Below are 17668 nucleotides of genomic sequence, written 5' to 3'. Positions count from 1 at the left end.
CTAAGTACATTTAGGAGTGATTTATTTGAAAAAAGGCAAGCTAATAATATTAAGTGGACCAAGTGGAGTTGGAAAAGGAACAATAAGAGAAAGGCTGTTTGAAGAATCTAATTTAAATCTAGCATATTCAATTTCAATGACAACAAGAAAACCAAGAGTTGGTGAACAAGATGGTGTAGATTATTTCTTTGTTAGCGAAGAAGAGTTTTTAGCAAAAATTCAAGAGCATGGATTAATTGAGTGGGCACAATTTGTTGGTAATTATTATGGAACACCAAAAGCTTACGTTCAACAATTATTAAACGAAGGAAAAAATGTTTTATTAGAAATAGAAGTACAAGGAGCAACACAAGTTAAATCAATGGTACCAGAAGCATTAACAATCTTTATAGTACCACCTACAATAGAAGAGTTAGAAAGAAGAATAAGAGGGCGTAGAACAGAAGTTGAAGAAGTAGTTCAACAACGACTAAATAAAGCTAAGTATGAACTTACTCTTACAAATAACTATAGTTTTGTTGTAGAAAATAATGATTTAGAACAAACCGTATCAGAAATTGATGCAATTATTAGAGATAATGTTTAAACTAAAGAGTTAATCTTTAGTTTTTATTTTGAAAGGGGGGAGTAGTTTAATGTATACAATCAATATTTTAGTTCAATATAAAAATATCTTACTAAATCAAGAATATACTTATTATAGTAAAAATGAAGTAAAAAAATATTCAAGAGTTCAAATAAACTTTAATAATAAAGAAATAATAGGTTTAGTTATTAATGTAGAAGAAGGTATGATTAATAACAAAAAAGATTTTAAAATAAAAGAAATAACTAAAGTAATAGACCAAACACCTTTAATAAATGATGAGTTATATAATTTAGCATTATTCATGCAAAAAAAATACTTAGTATCAAAAATGGATGCAATTACAACAATGTTACCATCTAAAATGAGATTAGATGATAAAACAAAAGTTTCTCAAGTTGTATGGATCTACTATCAAGAATCTAATGAAGTAATAAAAGGAAAAACCTTAAAAGCTAAAGAATATTTAAAAAATAGTGAAAAAGTACTATTAAAAGACTTTACTAAATTATTTTCAAGTTACTGTGCTAATAGTTTAGTGGAAAAAGGATATGCAAAAAAAATTAAACATAATAAACTTTACAGTTTAGTTGATCAAAAACAAAAAGATTTTAAAAAACTAAATAATTTACAAGAAAAAGCCTATAATGCAATTATTGAGACAAAACAAACAACTAGTTTGTTACATGGAATAACTGGCTCAGGTAAAACAGAAGTATATTTACATTTAGCTAAGCATTATGTTTCAAATAATAAGTCAGTTCTAATTCTAGTACCTGAAATTACCCTTACATTAATGATGCAACAAAGGTTTGCTTCAAGATTTGAAAATAACATTGCTATATTACATTCAAAATTAACTGACAATGCTAAATATCAAGAATACCAAAAAATAGTTAACAACGATGTTAAAGTAATAGTTGGTACAAGATCAGCAATATATGCACCAATAAAAAATCTAGGATTAATAATAATAGATGAAGAACACGATAGTTCATTTAAACAAAATAATAATGTTACATATAATACTATTGATATTGCACAACAAAGAGCACTATATCATAATGCTAAAATAGTCTTAGGTAGTGCAACTCCTAGTATGAACACTTTTACTAAGGCTTACACCAAACAATATAACTATGTAAGTATTAATCAAAGAGTAAATAATTTGAATTTGCCTAAAGTTAATATAGTAGATTTAAACTATGAAAACATAGCTAATATCGTTAGTGATACTACTCTTAATAAAATGCAAGAGTTTTTAGATAATTCTAAACAAATAATAGTTTTACTAAATAGAAGAGGCTATTATAATTTCTTTCAATGTCGAAGTTGTAAAGAAATAATAAAATGCCCTAATTGTGATTTACCACTAACATATCATAAAAAAGAAAATACATTAATCTGTCATCATTGTGATTATAAAATAACCAACTTACAAGAATGTCCTACATGTCATAGTAAAGAATTTAAAAAAATAGGTTTTGGAACACAAAGAATAGAAGAATATATTCAAGAAAAATTTAATAGTTATAATGTAGCAAGAATAGATCAAGACAGTGTTAAAAACATTGCAGCATTAGAAACTATAATCAATAATTTTAATGAACAAAAAAGTGATATATTAATAGGAACACAAATGATTGCTAAAGGATTAGATTTTGCAAATGCCGATTTAGTAGTAGTTTTAAATATTGATTCATCTTTATCATTTAATCAATATGATGCAGCATATAATGCGTTTGTTTTATTAGTACAAGTTCAAGGAAGAAGTGGAAGAGCTAGTGGAAAAGGAGAAGTAGTAATTGAAACCTTTATGCCACAAGATTATGTAATTCAAAAGGCTATTAACCATGATTATCTTGGCTTTTACAGTTTAGAAATGTCCAAAAGAAGACAGAGTAATAATCCACCATACTATTACCTAGCTCTTTTAACTTTTTCATCAATTGATGAAAAACAACTTGAAATAGAAGTAGAAAAGGCAGAACAAAGCTTAAAAAAATACTATAATAATCAAGATAATATAATAGTAGAAAGAGAATACTACATCTTACATAAAGTTGCCAATACTTATAAAAAAGCCATTATCGTAAAATATAAAGATTATGATATAATATATAAACAACTGTACAAGCTAAAAATGATCTATGCTAAAAATAGAAATATAAAATTACAAATAGATACAGAATACTATTAGGAGAAAATAATGAAAGACTATAAAAACCCAAGATTAGTTGCTTATGAAGCAATATATGAAGTAATGTTTAAAGAAGGATATTCAAATTTAATTTTACAAAAAAGTATGAATGCTTTAAGTGAAAAAGATAAAGGACTATGTACAACTATAACTTATGGAACAATTCAAAATTTTGATTTATTAAACTATCAATTAACACAAGTCCATTATGATAAATTAAATAATAAACAGCTATGTATTATAATAATGTCATTGTTTCAAAAACATTTTTTAACTAAAATACCAGACTATGCAATTATTCAACAAGCTGAAAAGGTTACAGAACAAGTAATAGATCGTAATGCTAAAAGATTTGTTGTAGCACTATTAAAACAATTGCTAGAATTACCACTTATTTATGCTAAAACAGATAATGCTGATAAAGATTTAGCAATAAATTATTCTCATCCACTATGGATGATAAAAATGTTAAAAAAACAATATGGTGAGGAAACACTATTAAAAATACTAAAATCAAATAATGCAATTGCTAAAACGCATATCAGATACAATATTTTATCAAATAAATTAGATGAAGTATTAAAAGATCCAAATGTAAAGAAATCAGAAGTAGTCGAAAATGGCTATTATTATTTAAAAGGAGATCTTACAAAACAAGAAATGTATCTTAAAGGATACATAAGTATACAAGATTTTTCATCACAACAAGTTGCAATTTTTGCAGATCCTAAACCAGATATGAAAGTTCTTGATATGTGTGCAGCACCAGGTACTAAAACAACACATCTAGCAGAATTAATGCAAGATAAGGGTCAAATTGATGCAATTGATATATATGCTCATAAAATTGATTTAATAAATGAAGGTGCTAAAAGACTAGACTTAAAAAGTATAAAAACATATTTAAATGACTCGACTAAACTAACAGAAACAATACCAACAGAAAGTTATGATTTGATATTATGTGATGCTGTATGTACAGGACTAGGAGTTATAAAAAGAAAACCTGAAATAAAATATCAAAATATAGGACAAGGAATGGATGAAATAATGGATGTTCAAAGAAAATTATTAGAGCAAGCCTATCAATTACTAAAAAAAGGTGGAACATTAGTTTACTCTACTTGTACGATAAATAAAAAAGAAAATGAAACAATGATAGCTAAATTCATTGAAAAACATAATGATGATTTAACCTTAATAGCTCAAAAACAAATCCTTGGGTTTGAAGTAGATGGCGATGGTTTTTACATGGCTAAAATAATAAAAAAATAATAGTATAAATAAGAAGAAACCACAATTTTTTTAGACTGTGATTTCTTCTTTTTGTATATTCAGTTTTTATAGAATTACTCTAATATCAATTATCAAATTTTATATTTAATTAATATTTAAGCGAATATAAGTTACGATATTAATTTAAATTAATGTTAATTTAATATTAAATTAACAACTTTAATACTATCTACATGTTGTAATTTGAAATTATAATAGTATAATGTTTATTAATAAAGAAATAAAAATAGTTTTAAAGAAAGAGGCCTTTTATGAAAACATTAAACCAATACACAAATAATATCAAAAAATTATATAATCCTAAAAGTAAATATTTCTTATTAAATTTAGTAATTACCTTCTTTTTAATAATATTAGCAATTAAATCATTTATACTAGGATTATTGTTTGATAAAGTACTTGATTCAATTTTACTAGTAACAATGTTTTATTATGCAGTTTCAAAGTTTAAAAAGAATAAAATAAATTCATAAACACATATTCACAATAAAAGCCAGGCTAACTTTATTAGCCTGGCTTTTATTAAGAATTATAATTATCTTTAGTTACTTTTCCATTTTCAATCTCTAAAATAATATCAGTTTTATTTGGATGCATAATAATTATGGTATTATCAACTTTTGTTTGTTCTATATCAAAAGAGTTAGATAACTTAATTAATTGATCCTTTATCGAGTTCCACTCTTGATTAATAAAAGAGTTTTTAGATAGTAAAGTAGCAAGATTAAATAAAGGTGTATCAATTAAAGGCGTAATAACTATAGTATAAGAATTACTTGCACTTTTTGTGATTTTAGCTGTAGCAAAATTACCAAGTGTATCACTAAATTGATTTAAAAGTTGTTGTTCAACAATACTAATATCATCCTTTTTAATATTAGTCTCAATATTTAAATTTTTTTCTGAATCTATATGCTTTATACTACAGCCACTAATACTAAAGCAAATTAATAATAAAATTAGATATTTTTTCATAGTAACCTCCAAATTTGTATAATATAATTATAACCTATTTAATAAACCATAACTAGAGTAATTTAATGACATAAAAATCCAACACTATTTAGATAATGTTGGATTTTTAAATAACTATTTTTTAAATATTCCTAAAGGCTTACCTAGGGGTAAAAATGTTCTGTTAAAATGTTGATTTAAAACATTAGCTGCAACACCATAAAATGAGACAATGGCAATACCTAATTTAGCAAAACCAGCCAACATATGAGTTTCATGATAAGCAATTCCAAAAGTTGATAATGATAATCCAATAAACAGCAAATCAATAAGAATAAAAATTATTAATAATACTTTATTAGTTTCAATTGCTCCTATAGTCATGATTAATGTGAAAATTAAATATCCAATAAAAGCTATTCCTAATTCATTTGGATCAAAAGCACTTTGAAATTCAGCTCCAAATATACCGCTTTGAACCATCCAAGTAGAGGCAATTCCTAGCCAGAATAATCCATATCCAAAAAAAGCTGTTGCTCCAAAGACATTGTTATGTTTAGCATCATAAGCTGCTGCAACTAGTTGAGCTATTGCTCCTAAAAAGATTGCCCAAGGTATAATTCCAGAAACTCCAGATGTAATTCCTAATTTTTGAGATGATGCTACAAGAGTAACCATTGCTAATCCAAATAAACCAATTGCTGATGGATCAATTACTACATGCTTTACATTAATACTGTTTGTTTTTTCCATTTATTTATTATTGCTCCTTAATATTTTTTATTGCATAGTAATTCTATCAAGACGCAATGAAGTTATCAACTAGTTAAAACTTAAATAACAGTTATTAAAGTTTAAAATTAGTTAAAATAAACAAATGTTGGAATTTGTATTATTAATAAATCAAATTTTAGTTCTATATTCATAAAGCTATATTATAAATACTGTGAAATGTAACGATAAAAAGTCTATAATATTACATAGTATTTAGCAAAGATTTAGTTTATAATATATAAAGGTGATTAAACAATGAAATATATATATGATTTAAACTTAGAAGACTTAGAAGAGTACTTCTTACAAATAAATGAAAAAAAATATCGTGCAAAGCAAGTATATGAATGGCTATATGTAAAAAGAGTAGATTCTTTTGAAAAAATGAGTAATTTATCTAAGAATATAATAGCTCAATTAAATGAAAGTTTTTACTTTGATGAGTTAATTTTACATACTAAACAAGAAAGTTTAGATGGTACAATTAAATACTTGTTTAAATTAAAAGATGGAAATTACATTGAAACAGTTTTGATGCGTTATAATTATGGTAATAGTGTTTGTGTATCTTCACAAATAGGCTGTAATATGGGATGTGCTTTTTGTGCATCAGGACAGTTAAAAAAAGTTAAAGATTTAACTAGTGGACAAATAACAGCTCAAGTTATGTTAGTTCAAAAAGATATTGAAATTAATGAAGAACGTGTTTCACATGTTGTTGTAATGGGAATAGGTGAACCTTTTGATAATTATGACAATGTTATGAAATTTATTAGAAACATCAATAATCCTTTTGGTTTAGCAATTGGAGCCAGACATATTACGATTTCAACATGTGGCATAATTGAGGGTATTAATAAATATATGAATGAAGATTTACAAACAAATCTTGCTATATCTTTACATAGTGCAATAAATGAAACTAGAAGTAAATTAATGCCAATTAATGTTAAAGATGATTTACAAGTACTTAAAGAGAGTATTAATCAATACATTCAAAAAACAAATAGAAGAGTAACATTTGAATACATACTACTTAAAGGTATTAATGATTCAGAAGAAGATGCTAAGAATTTGATAAAATATGCAAGAGGAATGAATGTTTATATAAATTTAATTCCATACAATTCAGTTGATAATACAACTTTTAAAAATGTTTCAAGAAATGAAGCTAATAAATTTTCACAATACTTAAAAGATGCCAAAATTAATGTAACTATTAGAAAAGAACATGGAACTGATATTGATGCAGCCTGTGGTCAACTAAGAAGCAAAAAAGAAAAGGAGTGAGTTTATGAAGAAATATGCAATAACTGATATTGGAAAAGTCAGAGAATCAAATCAAGACCAAGCCTTTGTTTATACAAACAATAATTTAGATACCATTGGAATAATATGTGATGGAATGGGTGGTCATAAAGCAGGAGCATATGCTTCATTATTAGCTGCTAAAACTGTCTTGGACTACTTTATAGATGCCAAAGAATTTGCATCAAAAGATGAAGCTAGTCAGTGGCTGTTTGATGCAATAATGGCAGCAAATAAACTAGTAAAAGAAAAATCAGATAATGAAGAAAAATTTCAGGGTATGGGAACAACTCTTTGTATAGCTTTAGTAACAGAAAAATTTATTATGATAGCTAATGTAGGTGATTCTAGAGCTTATGTTATTAATGAAGGAGAACTAAGCTTAATTACAGAGGATCAAACACTAGTTAACATATTACTTAAAAATGGGAAAATAAGTAGTGAAGAAGCACTAAACCATCCAAATAAACATGTGTTGATGTTTGCAATAGGTACTATGGATGAACCACAAATTGATATTTATGAACTTGCTAAAAAAGACTGTACATTATTACTGTGTAGTGATGGAGTATACAATTTAGTAAATGAAAAATATTTACAAACAGTTTTAGATAGTTCATTACCAATTTCTCAAAAAGCAATAAGTATAATAAATGATGCCAATGCAAATGGTGGCTATGATAATATATCAGTAGTTTTAATGGAGGTAAACTAATATGGATAACAGTAACAATGGATATCTTTTAAATAATCGTTATCGATTAATAGATCAAATTGGAGAGGGTGGAATGGCTAATGTATATTTAGCTAAAGACACTATTTTAGAAAGAAATGTTGCAATAAAAGTATTGCGTGGAGACCTTTCACATGATGAAACATTTGTAAAAAGATTTCAACGTGAAGCATTAGCAGCTACGACACTAGAACATCCAAACATTGTTCAAGTTTTTGATGTTGGAGAAGAACAAGGTTATCATTATATAGTTATGGAGTATGTTGAAGGTAAAACCTTAAAACAATTAATTAAACAACATGGACCACTTTCAGTAGGAGAAGTTATAGATGTAATGGAACAATTAGTATCAGCAGTAGAACACGCGCATTCACGCCATGTAATACATCGTGATATTAAACCACAAAATGTTATGGTTAGAAGTGATGGAGAAGTAAAGTTAACTGACTTTGGGATTGCTATTGCCCAAAACTCAGCACAACTAACACAAACAAATTCAATAATGGGATCAGTTCACTACTTAGCACCTGAACTTGCTAAAGGACAACAAGCTTCAGTACAAAGTGATATTTATGCATTAGGTATAGTAATGTTTGAATTATTAACTGGAACAATTCCTTTTGCAGGAGACAGTGCAGTCAATATTGCTTTAATGCATATGGAAGAAAAAATACCATCAGTAAGAGAGATTGTAGGTAGTGATGTAAGCCAAGCTGTTGAAAATATAGTCTTGAAAGCTACAGCTAAAAATAAAAATTATCGTTATCAATCAGCTCATGATATGCTAATTGATTTAGTAGATTGTCAATATAAAGAAAATGAACCAGTATTTAATGTTGAAGATGATCAAGTTGAAGAACCATCTGAAACAATAATAATGGATCGAAACGAAATAGATAAACAATTAAAACCAAATAAGACAAGAATGTCAAATAAGAAAAAAGGAATTATTGCAGCAATAATAGCAGCAGTTGCTGTATTAGGTGTAGTACTATTTTTAATCTTTGGTCCAAATTCTAATATGACAGATATTAAAATGCCAGATTTAATTGATAAAACTGAACAAGTTGCAACCGAAGAGTTAACAGCATTAAAAGTAACTGAGGATGAAGGCTTTACAATTAATGTTGAAAAAGAGTATTCAAGCGATATTGCTGAAGGTAATGTAATTTCAACAAATCCAGTTGCGGAAACACAATTAGAAAAAGATGCTAAAATAGTATTGAAAATATCTTCAGGGCAAAAACCAATAGCAGTTGAGAGTGTCGTTGGATTAATGCAAGATGCAGCTACATCAAAGCTACAAGCTCAAGGTTTTAAAGTTAATGTTGAAACTCAAGAATCAGATCAACCACAATACACTGTATTATCTATGAATCCAACTGCTTCAACTGAGTTAGTTCCTGGAAGTTCAGTTACTATTGTAGTAGCAACAGAAGCAAAAGTTACCGTAATCAATGTCAGTGGATTTTCTTATTCAACTGCATATAGTAAATTACAAGAATTAGGATTATTAGTAACAACTAATAACTGTACAGAGGATGCTGTAGTTAAATCACAAAATAAAGCAGCAGGAGATAGTGTTAAAAAAGGAACTACTGTTAAACTAACATGTGAAGTTCAAGAACCAACAACACCATCAGAGCCTAATACTGATAATTCAAATGATGGAACAACAGTTCCAGATGCTGAAGCAGAAGACAACACAAGTACAAATGAATAGTTAGGAATACAAAATGGAAAAAAATGGGATAATCTTAAAACTTACTGGTGGTAACTACTATGTTCAAGTAAAAGATAAAATACTGAAATGTAGAGCACGTGGTAAGTTTAGACATCAAAATATCAAACCCGTAGTTGGGGATAATGTAATAATTGAAATATTAGATCATGATCAAGGATACATATTAGAAGTATTAGAAAGAAAAAATATTTTAATAAGACCAGCTATTGCTAATATTGATCAAGCATTAATTGTCACAAGTTATAAAGAGCCAAACTTTTCTACTAACTTAGTAGATAAATTTCTAGCAATAATTGAAAACTATCAAATTAAGCCAATAATAGTGGTAACTAAAACCGACTTAGCCAAAAGTCTTGAAAGTGCTAAAGATGATTTTAAAGACTACCTTAATAGTGGATATGAAGTATACTTTACAAGCATAAAAGATACTAAGAATTTAAAAGAGTTAACAGATAAAATGAATAATTCAATAAGTGTTTTAGTTGGACAATCAGGTGCAGGAAAGTCTTCACTTCTAAATTCAATGGACCAACAATTTAATATAAAAACAAATGAAATATCAAAAGCATTAGGAAGAGGAAAACATACAACTAGACATGTAGAAATCTTTCAAACAAAAGTTGGATGGATTGCAGATAGTCCAGGATTTTCTAGTCTAGATTTAGAAATGTTAACAGCAATTGAATTAGCACATTCATATCATGATTTTAAAGAAGCTAGTCAATATTGTAAATTCAACAACTGCCTTCATGAAAATGAACCAGGATGTGAAGTAAAAGAAAGAGTAAAACAAAATATTATTCCCCAAGAAAGATATAATAACTATTTATATTTTTTAAACGAGATAAAAAATAGAAAGGAAAAATATTAATGAAAACAATAATAGCACCATCAATATTATCAGCAAACTTTTTAAATTTAAAAGAAGATATAAATAAAATAGACAATTCAAAGGCAGAGTGGATTCACTTTGATGTAATGGATGGACATTTTGTACCAAATATTAGTTTTGGACCAACAATCTTAGAAGTGTTCAAAAATAACTCTAATCGATTCTTAGATGTACACTTAATGGTGAATAATCCTAAATTCTTTATTGATTTATTTATTGATGCAAAAGCTGATTTAATAGTATTTCACTATGAAGCAACTAAAGATATAGAAGAAACAAAACAACTAATTCAATACATTCAAGAAAAAGGTTTAAAAGCAGGTGTTTCAATTAAACCAAAAACAAATGTTGAAGATATTATGCCTATTCTTGATATCGTTGATTTAGTATTAATCATGTCAGTAGAGCCAGGATTTGGTGGACAAAGTTTTATGCTTAATAGTTTAGATAAAGTAAAATATCTAAAAGAATACCAAGCTAAAAATAAAGCTAAATATCTAATACAAATTGATGGTGGAATTAATGAAGAAACTGCACAACAAGCTGCCAATGCAGGTGCGCAAGTACTAGTAGCAGGTTCATATTTATTTAAAAAAGAAGATTTTGCTGCAGCAGTTGAAACATTAATCTATGATGTCAAATAAAAGTGTTAATATAGTTGCAAGTATTCCTTATTCATTAGAGTATGAAAAAGGTGATTTTATAGGTGTAGATCAAGGCTGTCGCTATTTAATTGATAAAAACATCGACATAAACTTAGCGATAGGTGATTTTGACAGTTTAGAAAAAAATTACCTTGATATATTGAGTGCAAATAACACTAAAATAGTAAAACTAAACCCCCATAAAGACTATACAGATTTAGAATGTGCAATAATAGAAGCATATAAACTTAAATATAACCATGTCAATGTTTATGGTGCAATAGGAAAAAGGATTGATCACAGCTTAATAAATATAAATTTATTAAAAAAATATCGCAACTTGAATTTTTACGATGATTATTCAATTATTAAAGTTATTACTAGTACTAGAACATCATTAGACAACTATGCATCAAAATATAAATACTTCTCATTTTTTAATATAGAAGATAATACTATTATTACCTTAAAGAACTTTGAATACCCCTTAAATGATTATCTACTTAAAAGTGATGATACATTATGTATATCAAACGAAATATTAAATAATAGTGAAATAATTACAAATAAAGATATTATCATGGTTGCCTCTAGATAATATCTTTTTTTAAGAAAGGAAAATTAAAGTGTTAATAAATTTAAATGTAAAATCACATTATACAAACAAAAATAGTTTATTGAAACCAATAGATATCATCAATTTTTCAAAAAACAACAATTCAAAATATGCAGCAATTTGTGATTTGAACTACTTTGGTGGTGCTTTAGAATTTATAAAAATTGCACAAAAAAATAATATTATACCTATCTTAGGTTTAGAATTTGAAATAAAAGATCAGTATAGTAGTTATACAACAATTGCCTATGCTAAAAACATACAAGGTTACAAAACTTTACAAAAAATAAGTTCAATACTATATGAAAATAATAAAAAATACCTTGAATTAGACAGTCTTAAAGACAATCAAGAAAACTTATTTATCGTAATAGATATTCTAAAAAGTAAAATTTATCAAGACTATTTACTAGAAAATGATAATTATCAAGACACTTTAAATTTTTACAAAGAAAATTTTAACCAGTTTTACTATTATGTAGATAACTACTATTTTGATGAAGAATTCATAAAACAATTCAGAATAGATTACAATTATGAAAAAGAAATATTAGCAAATCCAGTACGCTATTATCAACCCGAAGATGAAGCAACACTAAAAATATTACAAGCAATAGACAATCAAACAAAATTAGATAGTAAAATCGATAGTTTAAAAGGTAATCAATATTTAAAAGATGAGAAACAATTAAAAGAGAACAAAGATGCTCAAACAATTAATAATACACAAACATTTATAATGCAATTTTCTGACATTATACTTCCTCAAATAGATACTCTTCCAATGTTTAAGTCAACTACAAAAGAAATAAATGATTATTTAACATCATTAAGCATATATGGCTTAAAAAAGAGACTTAAAACAGATATAATTCCAAATAATTATCTAAATAGATTAAAATATGAATTAAGTATAATAATAAAAATGAATTATTCAAACTACTTTTTAGTTGTTTATGATTATGTTTTATTTGCTAAAAGCAATAATATCTTAGTTGGCCCTGGAAGAGGGAGTTCAGCTGGATCATTAGTGGCATATACACTTGGAATAACAAATGTAGATCCAATAATTAATAATCTTATCTTTGAAAGATTTTTAAATCCAGAAAGAATATCATTACCAGATATTGATGTTGATTTTCAAACAAATAAAAGAGAAGAAGTAATTCAATATTTAATAAGCAAATATGGTTATGAACATGTAGCACACATCGTAACATTTGGAACCTTTCAAGCAAAGAATAGTTTAAGTGATGTAGCTAAAGTGATGCAGTTACCAGATTATAAAGTAAATAATCTAAAAAAACTAATACCTGACGTTGCTAAAGTACGATTAATAGAACTACTTAAAACTGAAAAGGCAATAAATTACATGTTAGATCAAGATGAAAAACTGAATTTTGTTTATCATCAAGCAATAAAATTAGAAAATATTATAAGACATATGTCAACACATGCAGCAGGAATACTTTTAACAAAAGAAAAACTAATAGAATATGTTCCAACAATAAAAATTCAAGAACAACCATTATTAGAACAATATGATATGACTTATCTAGAAGATATAGGCTTAAATAAAATGGATATACTTGGATTAGAAACACTAGATGTACTAAGTGGAATATTAGATGATATTGAAGAAAAAATTGATTTAAATAAAATACCACTTAATGATAAAAAAACTTTAGATTTAATGTCATCAGGTAAAACATTAGGTATATTTCAATTTGAAAGTGATGGTGTTATCAACGTTTTAAAAAGAATGAAAATTGACTCAATCAATGATATGGTTGCTACAACGGCCTTATTTAGACCTGGACCAATGAAATATATCGATAACTATATTGCTCGAAAAAATAATCTAGAAAAAGTAGATTATATTGTAGATGATTTAAAACCAATACTACAAGAAACTTATGGAATAATTGTATACCAAGAACAAATTATGCAAATAACACAGGTAATGGCAGGATTTTCATTAGCAAAAGCTGATATAGTAAGAAAAGGTATGGCAAAAAAACAAATAAAAGTTTTAGAAAATATTAAAACAGACTTTATCCAAAATGCAACTTTGAAAGGTTATTCACATGAAGTAGCAACTAAAGTATTTGCAATGATACTACAATTTTCTGATTATGGTTTTAATAAAGCCCATGCTTATAGTTATGCATTGTTAGGTTATTATTTAGCATACTTAAAAGCAAACTATCCTAAAGAGTTTTTCAACAACGTTTTGTATTCAAATATCAATAAAGTTGATAAAATAAAAAAATATGCCTTTGAAATGAAAGATTATGATCTAAAATTAAAAACACCAGACATAAATCTATCAACATTAAAATTTAATAACATAGACAATTATTTTGTTTTACCATTTACAAGTATTGCTGGAATTGGACAAGCAGCAGCAAAATCTATTATTGAAATAAGAGAACAAAACAATAATCATTTTAGTTCATATATAGATGCAGTTGCTAAACTTAAGATGGCCCATATAAATGAAAGTACCATAAAAAACTTAATCTATGCTGGAGCCTTTGATGGATTTTCATATAATAGAAAAACTATGATAGAAAATCTTACAAAAGTACAAAACTACATAGAGATAAATAATCTAGATTCAAATCAAACTATTTTACCATTAAATGTAGTTGCTCCCCCAAAAATAGTACCATATCAAGAAACAGAAGAAGTCTTGAATCATGAATATGAATTACTTAAATTATATTTAAAGAATAATCCTTTAGATAAATACTTAAAAGATAATCCACAACTAATACTAGATAACATCAAAGATAATAAACAAGCAATAGCAATAGTAGACAGTATAAAAGAAATCAAAACAAAGAAAAATCTACAACTAATGGCATTTGTAAGAGTAAGTGATCAATATGTTAGTAAAACATTAATCATCTTTCCCAAAACATACATCAGAATAAAACCAATTTTGAATGTTAAAAATGTTATACTAATTATTGGTAAAGAAGATGAAAAAGAAGTAGATAATATTATAGTAGATAATATTAAAGTGCTTAATAAAAATTAAAAGTGAGGTAAAATATGAAAAAATTAATCGCAATAGATGGAAATTCATTATTATTCAGAGCATATCATGCAACAGCCTTAAGAAACTTAATGCAAACAAGTGATGGAGTGTATACAAATGCTCTATACTCTTTTATAAATATGGTTAATCGAATTCAAAATGTATATGAATATGACTACATAATAGTAGCCTTTGATGCAAGTAAAGATACTTTTAGAAAAAAACAATTCGATGGATATAAAGGAACAAGATCAAGATCACCACAAGAACTAAATATGCAATTTCCACTAGTTAGAGAGTATTTAGATATAATGAATATTCCAAACTATGAAATAGAAGAATATGAGGCAGATGATATAATTGGAACATTAGCTACATTAGGCGATAAAGAAAACATACATGTTGATGTTATAACTAGCGACAAAGACATGTTACAACTACTTAGCAATAATGTAGACTTATTAATGCCTCAAAAAGGTACTCCTGATTTAAAAGTTGTTAATTGTGATAACTTACATGAAATTTGGGATGTAACACCAAAACAAATAATAGATTTAAAAGGACTAATGGGAGATGCAAGCGATAATATCCCAGGAGTAGCTGGTGTAGGTGAAAAAACAGCTGTAAAACTATTGAAGGAATATAATAGTATTGAAAATTTATATGAACATGTTGATCAAGTAAAAGGAAAAATGAAAGAAAAACTTATCATCGGAAAAGAATCAGCATTTATGTCAAAACAACTTGCAACTATAGTAACAGATATGAAATTACCATTTGAAATAAGTGATCTAGTAATAAAAGAGCCAAATTGTAATGAATTAAAAAATTTCTTATATAAATATGAGATGAAATCACTTGTTAAAAGACTGAATATTGAAGATGACAAACCAATTGATAAAGATGAATTTACAATTGATATTGTAGAAAACATCAGTTTAGATTTACTTGTAGATAATAATTTCATATCATTACTATCACTTGAAGAAAATTATCACTTTGCAGATTTTTTAGGTCTGTTTGTAGCAGATAATAAAAAAGTAGAATTTATATACAAAGATAATATTTATCAGGATACAAAACTACTTAACTACTTAGAAAACAATATTAAAATTAGTCACGATGCAAAAAGAAATATTATATTAGCTAAATGGCATAACATTAATATCGCCAATATAAATGATGATATTATGATTAGTAGTTACTTACTTGATGTAGATAATAAAACAGATGCCAATATTATAATTGATGCTAATTTTAATATTGAAACATTAGATGAAAAAGCTCTAAAAAAAGCAGATGAAGCAACTATAATTAATCAAAAAGCAATACAAGCTTATTATCTAAATAAAATGAATCAAATAAATCATACAAAGATGAATGAAATAGAATTAAATGAAGTATATCAAGTAGAAATAAAAATTAGTGATATTTTAGCAAATATGGAATATAGTGGTATTAAAATAGATCAAGATCAAATGAATTCTTTAACTATAGAATATGAGCAAAAAACACAAGAATTAGAACAACTAATTAAAGGATACTATCCAGAAGAAGATTTTAATGTGAATTCACCAATACAACTTGCCACAATCATATTTGAAAAATTAAATATTCCATACCCTGGAGCAAATGGTAAAAAAGTTAAAAAATATTCTACAAGTGTAGATATACTAAATGAAGTAATAAGTCAACATCCAATAATTCCATTAGTGTTAGAATATCGTACATACAAAAAGCTATTATCAACTTATTTGAGTCCAATGCCTAAATATATTAAAAATGATGATAGAGTACATACAATATATAAACAAGCACTTGCTCAAACTGGAAGACTATCTAGTATCGATCCAAATCTACAAAATATCGCAACTAAAACAGATGTTCAAAAACAAGTCAAAAAAATGTTTGTATCAAAAGAAGGTTATTCATTATTATCATTTGACTACTCACAAATTGAATTAAGAGTATTAGCAAGTTTTTCAGATGATCCAGTATTTATTGCCGCTTTCAATAACAATGAAGATATACATGCATCAACAGCAGCAAAAGTTAATGGCATACCAATTAAAGATGTTACTTCTGAAGAAAGAAGTAAAGCAAAAGCCACAAACTTTGGGATTATATATGGATTAAGTGATTATGGACTTGCAAGACAAATAACTGTTTCTAGAGAAGAAGCAGCTACATTTATAAAAAAATACTATGAAATATACCCAAACATACATGGATATTTAAATAAATTAATAGAAGATGCAAGAGATAAAGGTTATACTAGAACAATATTAAATAGAATAAGATATATAAAAAATATAAATTCAAATAACTTTAATATCAGACAAAATGCTCAAAGACAAGCAATGAATACTCCAATACAAGGAAGTGCTGCAGACATTTTAAAACTTGCAATGATAAACATTGAAACAAAGTTAAAAGAAACAGATCTTGATATTACAATGTTACTACAAGTTCATGATGAACTAATATTTGAAGTAAAAGATGATCAAATTAATGAAGCAACAAACATAATAAAAAAAGAGATGGAAAATGCCTATAAATTAAAAGTAGAGCTTGCTGTAGATGCAATTGCTGGTAAAAATTGGTACGAATTATAATAATATTAATTAATACATTGTATTTGTTTAATTAATATAATATAAAAGTTATAAAATAGTAAATTTAAACTAATTGTTCACTATTTATATTATATAGAAAAATACTATAAGCTCTATTATTAAAAACCATAATAATTGAGCTTTTTCTATAGATTTATACCAAAATTACAAAAAAGCGATATATTTAATACTTTAACATAATAATTACAAAAGAGGATATTTATTAAAATTAGATATATAAACTGTTGTTATTTAATTCA

Annotated in this window: 14 protein-coding genes; 12 read left to right on the top strand and 2 right to left on the bottom strand. The window is 26.3% G+C overall.

Annotated elements, in window-relative coordinates; all coding sequences use genetic code 4:
• The first annotated feature begins 25 nt into the window (after positions 1 to 25).
• The 4 genes from gmk (at position 26) to ACD762_RS05170 (ending at position 4555) form a co-directional block, all read left to right on the top strand.
• Positions 26 to 586: a guanylate kinase gene (gmk, locus tag ACD762_RS05185; RefSeq protein ID WP_423362901.1), complete on the top strand. Its 561-nt coding sequence runs from the start codon at positions 26 to 28 to the stop codon at positions 584 to 586.
• 49 nt (positions 587 to 635) lie between these two features.
• A complete protein-coding gene (gene priA, locus ACD762_RS05180; RefSeq protein WP_423362899.1) occupies positions 636 to 2786 on the top strand; it encodes a replication restart helicase PriA in 2151 nt (716 codons plus the stop codon).
• A 9-nt stretch (positions 2787 to 2795) separates the two neighbouring features.
• Positions 2796 to 4061, top strand: a complete 1266-nt coding sequence (gene rsmB, locus ACD762_RS05175; RefSeq protein ID WP_423362897.1) for a 16S rRNA (cytosine(967)-C(5))-methyltransferase RsmB — start codon at positions 2796 to 2798, stop codon at positions 4059 to 4061.
• A 272-nt stretch (positions 4062 to 4333) separates the two neighbouring features.
• Positions 4334 to 4555 carry a hypothetical protein gene (locus ACD762_RS05170; protein WP_423362896.1) on the top strand — a complete coding sequence of 74 codons (222 nt, stop codon included), beginning with the start codon at positions 4334 to 4336 and terminating at the stop codon, positions 4553 to 4555.
• A gap of 49 nt (positions 4556 to 4604) precedes the next feature.
• Here ACD762_RS05170 and ACD762_RS05165 read toward each other — a convergent pair whose 3' ends face one another.
• Together ACD762_RS05165 and ACD762_RS05160 are read right to left on the bottom strand one after the other, a co-directional pair.
• On the bottom strand, positions 4605 to 5057 hold the full coding sequence (locus tag ACD762_RS05165; protein WP_423362894.1) for a hypothetical protein: 453 nt from the start codon (positions 5055 to 5057) through the stop codon (positions 4605 to 4607).
• Between the two features lie 114 nt (positions 5058 to 5171).
• Positions 5172 to 5789, bottom strand: a complete 618-nt coding sequence (locus ACD762_RS05160; RefSeq protein ID WP_423362892.1) for an acetate uptake transporter — start codon at positions 5787 to 5789, stop codon at positions 5172 to 5174.
• Between the two features lie 276 nt (positions 5790 to 6065).
• Between ACD762_RS05160 and rlmN the strand changes: the two genes are divergently transcribed.
• From rlmN to polA, 8 genes are read left to right on the top strand one after another with little or no spacing between them, the layout of a single operon-like run.
• Entirely contained in the window at positions 6066 to 7184 is a 1119-nt protein-coding gene (rlmN, locus tag ACD762_RS05155) for a 23S rRNA (adenine(2503)-C(2))-methyltransferase RlmN (RefSeq protein ID WP_423362890.1), read from the top strand.
• A complete protein-coding gene (locus ACD762_RS05150; RefSeq protein WP_423362888.1) occupies positions 7105 to 7833 on the top strand; it encodes a Stp1/IreP family PP2C-type Ser/Thr phosphatase in 729 nt (242 codons plus the stop codon). The genes rlmN and ACD762_RS05150 overlap by 80 nt, the downstream gene beginning before the upstream one ends.
• Position 7834: 1 nt before the next feature.
• Positions 7835 to 9574, top strand: coding sequence for a Stk1 family PASTA domain-containing Ser/Thr kinase (gene pknB / locus ACD762_RS05145; protein WP_423362886.1), 1740 nt, complete (start codon positions 7835 to 7837; stop codon positions 9572 to 9574).
• Positions 9575 to 9587: 13 nt separating this feature from the next.
• The gene (gene rsgA / locus ACD762_RS05140) at positions 9588 to 10466 is read left to right on the top strand and encodes a ribosome small subunit-dependent GTPase A (RefSeq protein WP_423362884.1); all 879 of its coding nucleotides are present in this window, start codon (positions 9588 to 9590) and stop codon (positions 10464 to 10466) included.
• Positions 10466 to 11131 carry a ribulose-phosphate 3-epimerase gene (gene rpe, locus ACD762_RS05135; protein ID WP_423362882.1) on the top strand — a complete coding sequence of 222 codons (666 nt, stop codon included), beginning with the start codon at positions 10466 to 10468 and terminating at the stop codon, positions 11129 to 11131. Before rsgA ends, rpe begins: the two co-directional genes overlap by 1 nt.
• The gene (locus tag ACD762_RS05130; protein ID WP_423362880.1) at positions 11118 to 11729 is read left to right on the top strand and encodes a thiamine diphosphokinase; all 612 of its coding nucleotides are present in this window, start codon (positions 11118 to 11120) and stop codon (positions 11727 to 11729) included. Before rpe ends, ACD762_RS05130 begins: the two co-directional genes overlap by 14 nt.
• 28 nt (positions 11730 to 11757) lie before the next feature.
• Positions 11758 to 14793 (top strand): DNA polymerase III subunit alpha, encoded by a 3036-nt coding sequence (locus ACD762_RS05125; protein WP_423362878.1) that lies wholly within the window; start codon positions 11758 to 11760, stop codon positions 14791 to 14793.
• Positions 14794 to 14807: 14 nt separating this feature from the next.
• Positions 14808 to 17408: a DNA polymerase I gene (gene polA, locus ACD762_RS05120; protein WP_423362876.1), complete on the top strand. Its 2601-nt coding sequence runs from the start codon at positions 14808 to 14810 to the stop codon at positions 17406 to 17408.
• The last annotated feature ends 260 nt before the right edge of the window (positions 17409 to 17668 follow it).

Source organism: Mycoplasma sp. P36-A1 (assembly GCF_049478495.1).
Taxonomy (GTDB): Bacteria; Bacillota_I; Bacilli_A; order JAJDGJ01; family JAJDGJ01; genus P36-A1.
Note: the sequence above shows the minus strand (reverse complement) of the source record. Positions and strands in the feature narration are given on the sequence as shown.